This is a genomic window from Pseudomonas sp. p21 (assembly GCF_001642705.1).
Lineage (GTDB): Bacteria > Pseudomonadota > Gammaproteobacteria > Pseudomonadales > Pseudomonadaceae > Aquipseudomonas.
Genome location: NZ_LWBV01000001.1, coordinates 1,061,033 through 1,067,470, shown reverse-complemented (window position 1 = coordinate 1,067,470; position 6,438 = coordinate 1,061,033). Strand labels below are relative to the sequence as shown.

Below are 6,438 nucleotides of genomic sequence, written 5' to 3'. Positions count from 1 at the left end.
AAAAAAAAAAGCCGATCAGCTAACGCGAATCGCGGCAGAAATGGTGGAGCTAAGCGGGATCGAACCGCTGACCTCCTGCATGCCATGCAGGCGCTCTCCCAGCTGAGCTATAGCCCCGAAACAAAAGACTCATCAGTAATCGACGAGCCTTTAAAGCCCTGCAAAACGCAGGAAAAGTGGCGTCCCCTAGGGGACTCGAACCCCTGTTACCGCCGTGAAAGGGCGGTGTCCTAGGCCACTAGACGAAGGGGACGTAACCCGGTCTTGCCCGACAGCCTTGGCTGCCAAGCGGAATTTGGTGGAGCTAAGCGGGATCGAACCGCTGACCTCCTGCATGCCATGCAGGCGCTCTCCCAGCTGAGCTATAGCCCCACAATGTCGCTTTGAACCGAAGCGCTGGCTGGGTGCCTGGCGTTTCGTTTTCGTTCATCGCTGTGGACGGGGCGCATATTAAGATCGGATTGCAGGGCTGTCAAACGAATTTTTCAAAATATTCAAAAAAATTTTCACAGATAACAATCACTTACTGCCCTGCCCTCACCAAAACTGAACAGTGGGCCATGTGGGAGCGGGTTTACCCGCGAATGCGCCGATACACGCACCATCGTATTCGCGGGTGAACCCGCTCCCACAAGTTCGGCTTATAGCCCCAGGACCACTGTCAGGCGATGGAAGCCAGCAGCTTTTCCCACTCTTTGTTTTCTTTCTTCGACACACCACCCAGCAGGTCCAGGGCCTGGCGCAGGCGGTAGCGGGTCAGGTCCGGGCCAAGGATTTCCATCGCGTCCAGTACCGAAACCGAGCTGGCCTGGCCGGTAATGGCGGCAAACATCAGCGGCATGGCGTCACGCAGCTTCAGTTCCAGCGCCTCGACCACCGCCTGGATGCAACCGGTGATGCGCTCTTTTTCCCACTGACGCAGGCTTTCGAGCCTCCACAGGACAAGCTGGATCACCTGGCGCACCTGATCGGCCGACAGTTTCTTGCTTTCGAACAGCTTGGCGTCCAGCTTCAGCGCGCCTTCGAAGAAGAACCCGCCCAGCGGAGCAACCTGGCTGAAGGTTTCCACCCGGCCCTGCACGTGCGGGGCAATCTTCATCATGTAGTCGCTGTTGAACGCCCACTTCTGCAGGCGCGCGGCGAACTCCTCGACCGGCAGTTCACGCAGCCACTGGCCGTTCAGCCAGGACAGCTTCTCGATGTCGAAGATCGGGCCGCCCAGCGAGATACGCGACAGGTCGAAGTGCTCGACCATCTCGGCCAGCGAGAACTTCTCGCGCTCGTCCGGCATCGACCAGCCCATGCGGCCCAGGTAGTTGAGCATCGCCTCGGGCATGAAGCCCATGCGCTCGTAGAACGTCACCGAGGTCGGGTTCTTGCGCTTGGACAGCTTGGACTTGTCCGGGTTACGCAGCAGCGGCATGTAGCACAGCTTGGGCTGCTCCCAGCCGAAGTATTCGTACAGCTTGATCAGCTTGGGTGCCGATGGCAGCCACTCTTCGCCGCGCAGCACGTGGGTGATACCCATCAGATGGTCGTCGACCACGTTGGCCAGGAAGTACGTCGGCAGGCCGTCGTTCTTCATCAGCACCTGCATGTCCATGCGGTCCCACGGGATCTCGACATCACCACGCAGCATGTCCGGCACCACGCACACGCCTTCGCTCGGCACTTTCATGCGGATCACGTGCGGCTCGCCAGCGTCCAGACGGCGCTGCACTTCCTCGGCGCTCAGCAGCAGTGCGCGGCCGTCGTAGCGCGGGGTTTCACCACGGGCTTGCTGTTCGGCGCGCATCTGCTCCAGCTCTTCGGCGGTGCAGAAGCAGTAGAAGGCATGGCCGGCGTCAACCAGTTCCTTGGCGTACCTGGCGTAGATTTCGCCACGTTCGCTCTGCCGGTACGGGCCGTGCGGGCCGCCGACGTCCGGGCCTTCGTTCCATTCGATGCCGAGCCAACGCAGGGCATCGAAGATCTGCTGTTCCGACTCGCGCGTGGAGCGCAGCTGGTCGGTGTCTTCGATGCGCAGGATGAACTCACCGCCGTGCTGCTTGGCAAAGCAGTAGTTGAACAGGGCGATGTAGGCGGTGCCGACATGGGGGTCGCCGGTAGGCGATGGCGCGATACGCGTGCGTACGGTGGTCATGGAGGGTCTCGAACGAAAGATGAAACAAAGGCGGGATGTTAGCAGGAGGCAGGCACCGGGCTCCAGCGATGGCGCGAACGTCACCTGTATCCAGATCATCCGTGCCAGGTGCCGAGCAACTCGCAGGTGGCGGAGCGGCTGGGTAATGACAATGCGGCGCTGGGCAAGTTGAGCGAGATTACTCACCAGCAGGCGCTGAGCATGGTGGCTGTGTTATTGACGCGGAAGTTGCCAGAGGGACTGAAAGCGGAAGAAGCACATTGAGGCTATTTCAGATTTTATGCGGTCCCTGTGGGAGCGGGCGCGCCCGCGAACACCGGCGCAGCCGGTGCCAGCCACCGCGTTGATTTCTTCGCGGGCACGCCCGCTCCCACAGGGCCCGCGTCAGCCTTCAGCTGGAAATCAGCCGCTCGCGCAGTTGGGCAATTTCGTCGCGCAATTGCGCCGCGGCCTCGAACTCCAGGTCGCGGGCAAACTGCATCATCTTCTCTTCCAACTGTTTGATGCGCTTGGTGATTTCTCCCGGTGTGCGCAGCTCGGCCTCGTAGCGGGCGCTCTCCTCCGCCGCCTTGGCCATGCCCTTGCGCTTCTTGCTGCGCGCGCCAGGCACGGTGGCGCCCTCCATGATGTCGGTGATGTCCTTGACCACGCCCTTGGGCACGATGCCATTGGCCTGGTTGAAGGCGATCTGCTTCTCGCGACGGCGCTCGGTCTCGTCGATGGCGCGCTGCATGGAACCGGTGATGTTGTCCGCATACAAGATGGCCCGGCCATTGAGGTTACGCGCAGCACGGCCGATGGTCTGGATCAGTGAGCGCTCGGAACGCAGGAAACCTTCCTTGTCGGCATCGAGAATTGCCACCAGCGACACCTCAGGCATGTCCAGGCCCTCACGCAGCAGGTTGATGCCCACCAGCACGTCGAAGGTACCCAGGCGCAGGTCGCGGATGATCTCCACCCGCTCGACAGTGTCGATGTCCGAGTGCAGGTAACGCACCCGCACGTCATGGTCGGCCAGGTAGTCGGTGAGGTCCTCAGCCATGCGCTTGGTCAGCGTAGTGGCCAGTACCCGCTCGCCCTGCGCCACGCGCTTGCGGATTTCCGACAGCAGGTCATCTACCTGGGTAAGCGCCGGGCGTACCTCCACCTGTGGGTCGACCAGGCCGGTCGGGCGCACCACCTGCTCCACCACGCGCCCGGCATGCTCACCCTCGTAGGGGCCCGGGGTGGCAGACACGAAGATGGTCTGCGGGCTGACATCCTCCCACTCGTCAAAACGCATCGGCCGGTTGTCCAGCGCCGAAGGCAGGCGGAAGCCGTATTCGACCAGGGTTTCCTTGCGCGAGCGGTCGCCCTTGTACATGGCGCCGACCTGCGGAACGCTGACGTGGGATTCATCGATCACCAGCAGCGCATCGGGCGGCAGATAGTCGTACAGGGTGGGTGGCGGTGCCCCGGCCGGGCGCCCGGACAGGTAGCGCGAGTAGTTCTCGATGCCGTTGCAGTAGCCCAGCTCCAGGATCATCTCCAGATCGAAGCGGGTGCGTTGCTCCAGGCGCTGGGCTTCCACCAGCTTGTTGGCCTTCTGCAGGTATTCCAGGCGATCCTTGAGTTCTTCCTTGATGCCTTCCACCGCCTCCAGCAGGGTTTCCCGCGGGGTGACATAGTGGCTCTTGGGATAGAAAGTGAAACGCGGCAGCTTGCGGAAGACCTCGCCGGTCAGCGGGTCGAAGGCGGCGATGTTCTCCACTTCGTCATCGAACAGCTCGATGCGGATGGCCTCGAGGTCCGATTCTGCCGGGAATATGTCGATCACATCGCCGCGCACGCGGAAGGTGGCGCGGGCGAAGTCCATCTCGTTGCGGGTGTATTGCAGGTCGGCCAGGCGGCGCAGCAGCGCGCGCTGGTCAAGCCTGTCGCCGCGGTCCACGTGCAGGACCATTTTCAGGTAGGTCTCCGGGCTACCCAGGCCGTAGATGCACGACACGGTGGTGACGATGATTGCGTCGCGCCGCTCCAGCAGCGCCTTGGTCGCCGACAGGCGCATCTGCTCGATGTGGTCGTTGATCGACGCGTCCTTCTCGATGAAGGTGTCGGACGACGGTACGTAGGCTTCAGGCTGGTAGTAGTCGTAGTAGGAAACGAAGTACTCCACCGCATTGTTGGGGAAGAACGCCTTGAATTCGCCATACAGCTGCGCGGCCAGGGTCTTGTTCGGCGCCAGCACCAGGGTCGGGCGCTGCACCTGCTGGATGACGTTGGCGATGCTGAAGGTCTTGCCCGAGCCGGTCACCCCGAGCAGTGTCTGGTGCGACAGCCCCGCCTCGATGCCTTCGACCATCTGGCGAATGGCCTCGGGCTGGTCGCCGGCCGGCTGGAAACGGGTGACGAGCTGGAACTCGGACATGACGGACCTCGCGGTGCTGCAGCAACTGTAAATTTAGCCAGTAGTCTATACCCAAATACGCCTGTCGGGGGGCGCTTTCAAGGCACAGCCGTGAGCGCTTGTTACGGTGGACCCGGCAATTAGACCAATGGTAGAAAAATATTTGCGCAAATGACCGGAAAAGGTGCGCCAGACTGTCGCGGTGACCGGTCGGTATCACTATACTGACTCCCCGTTTGTGCACCGCTTCAGTGCATTCGGGCTGGAGCGGGTACGTCCTATCACACTCCAATCAGAGCCAAAGTAACAATGAGCCTGTTTTCCGCTGTCGAGCTGGCACCCCGCGACCCTATTCTGGGCCTCAACGAAGCATTCAACGCCGACCCACGTACCGACAAGGTCAACCTGGGCGTGGGCGTCTACTGCAATGAGGAAGGCCGCATTCCGCTGCTGCGCGCCGTGATCGAAGCCGAGACCCAGCGTGCCGCCCAGCACGCCTCGCGCGGCTACCTGCCGATCGACGGCATCGCCACCTACGACCAGGCTGTACAAAAGCTGCTGTTCGGTGCCGAGTCGCCGCTGCTGGCCGCTGGCCGCGTGGTTACCGTGCAGGCCGTCGGCGGTACCGGTGCGCTGAAGATTGGTGCCGACTTCCTCAAGCGTGTGTCGCCGAACGCCGTGGTTGCCATCAGCGACCCGAGCTGGGAAAACCACCGCGCGCTGTTCGAGTCGGCCGGCTTCCCGGTGCAGAACTACCGCTACTACGACGCGCCGACCAACGACGTCAACCGCACCGGCATGCTCGAAGACCTGAACAACCTGCCGTCCGGCTCGATCGTGGTGCTGCACGCCTGCTGCCACAACCCGACCGGCGTCGACCTGAGCCTGGATGACTGGAAAAACGTGCTGGAAGTGGTCAAGGCCAAGGGCCATGTGCCGTTCCTCGACATGGCCTACCAGGGCTTCGGTGACGGTATCGCCGAAGACGCCTTCGCCGTGCGCCTGTTTGCCGAGTCGGGCCTGGAATTCTTCGTATCCAGCTCGTTCTCCAAGTCGTTCTCGCTGTACGGCGAACGCGTCGGTGCGCTGTCGATCGTCACCGCCTCCAAGGACGAGAGCACCCGTGTGCTGTCGCAGGTCAAGCGCGTGATCCGCACCACCTACTCCAACCCGCCGACCCACGGTGCAACCATCGTTGCCACCGTGCTGAACAGCGCCGAACTGCGCCAGATGTGGGAAAGCGAACTGGCCGAAATGCGCGAGCGCATCCACGGCATGCGCAAGCAGATGGTTTCGCTGCTGGCCGAGTATGGCGCCAACCGCGACTTCAGCTTCGTTGGCCGCCAGGTCGGCATGTTCTCGTACTCGGGCCTGACCGTTGAGCAGGTCACCCGCCTGAAGAACGACTTCGGCATCTATGCCCTGGACACCGGCCGCATCGCCGTTGCCGCGCTGAACCAGAGCAACATCCACGTGGTCACCAAGGCCATCGTCGAAGTACTGTAACTGATTGATTTGTCAGGGGGTGGCTTGACTTCCCCCTGACAATCAGTAAGATACGCACAGATTCCGCGATAGCTCAGTCGGTAGAGCAAATGACTGTTAATCATTGGGTCCCTGGTTCGAGTCCAGGTCGCGGAGCCAAACACTGAGAAAGCCCCCGGGTGCGCAAGCAACCGGGGGCTTTTTCGTTATGGGACGGGAGCTTTGCAGCGTCTATAAGATCGAGCGCCGCCCGCGCGGCGCTTCGCAGCACAAGGCTGCTCCTACATTTGTTTCGGGCCAATAAATCCTGAGGCGAGGGCGCGCGACCCCTTGGTGTCCACCTCGATATCGTGCCGGACAAACAAGGCGGTCGCGTGCATTGGTACAGGCGTTACTGGCCAGAAACAGATGTAGGAGCAGCCTT

The 6,438-nt window shown here is 61.8% G+C and carries 3 protein-coding genes, 4 tRNA genes and 1 pseudogene; 3 read left to right on the top strand and 5 right to left on the bottom strand.

The window, feature by feature from the left end; genetic code table 11:
- Positions 1–41 precede the first annotated feature (41 nt).
- The 4 genes from A4C63_RS04980 to gltX form a co-directional block, all read right to left on the bottom strand.
- A tRNA-Ala gene (locus A4C63_RS04980) sits at positions 42–117 on the bottom strand.
- A gap of 60 nt (positions 118–177) precedes the next feature.
- Positions 178–253: transfer RNA gene (locus A4C63_RS04975), tRNA-Glu, on the bottom strand.
- 43 nt (positions 254–296) lie between these two features.
- Positions 297–372 (bottom strand) — tRNA-Ala (locus A4C63_RS04970).
- Positions 373–661: 289 nt separating this feature from the next.
- Positions 662–2,143, bottom strand: coding sequence for a glutamate--tRNA ligase (gene gltX / locus A4C63_RS04965; RefSeq protein WP_063911733.1), 1,482 nt, complete (start codon positions 2,141–2,143; stop codon positions 662–664).
- Positions 2,144–2,251: 108 nt separating this feature from the next.
- Between gltX and A4C63_RS26230 the strand changes: the two are divergent.
- Positions 2,252–2,407: pseudogene (locus A4C63_RS26230) on the top strand (EmrB/QacA family drug resistance transporter); the annotation flags it as partial.
- A gap of 127 nt (positions 2,408–2,534) precedes the next feature.
- Here A4C63_RS26230 and uvrB read toward each other — a convergent pair.
- The gene (gene uvrB, locus A4C63_RS04960; protein ID WP_063911732.1) at positions 2,535–4,550 is read right to left on the bottom strand and encodes an excinuclease ABC subunit UvrB; all 2,016 of its coding nucleotides are present in this window, start codon (positions 4,548–4,550) and stop codon (positions 2,535–2,537) included.
- Positions 4,551–4,838: 288 nt separating this feature from the next.
- Between uvrB and A4C63_RS04955 the strand changes: the two genes are divergently transcribed.
- Positions 4,839–6,035 carry an amino acid aminotransferase gene (locus A4C63_RS04955; protein ID WP_063911731.1) on the top strand — a complete coding sequence of 399 codons (1,197 nt, stop codon included), beginning with the start codon at positions 4,839–4,841 and terminating at the stop codon, positions 6,033–6,035.
- Between the two features lie 62 nt (positions 6,036–6,097).
- A tRNA-Asn gene (locus A4C63_RS04950) sits at positions 6,098–6,173 on the top strand.
- The last annotated feature ends 265 nt before the right edge of the window (positions 6,174–6,438 follow it).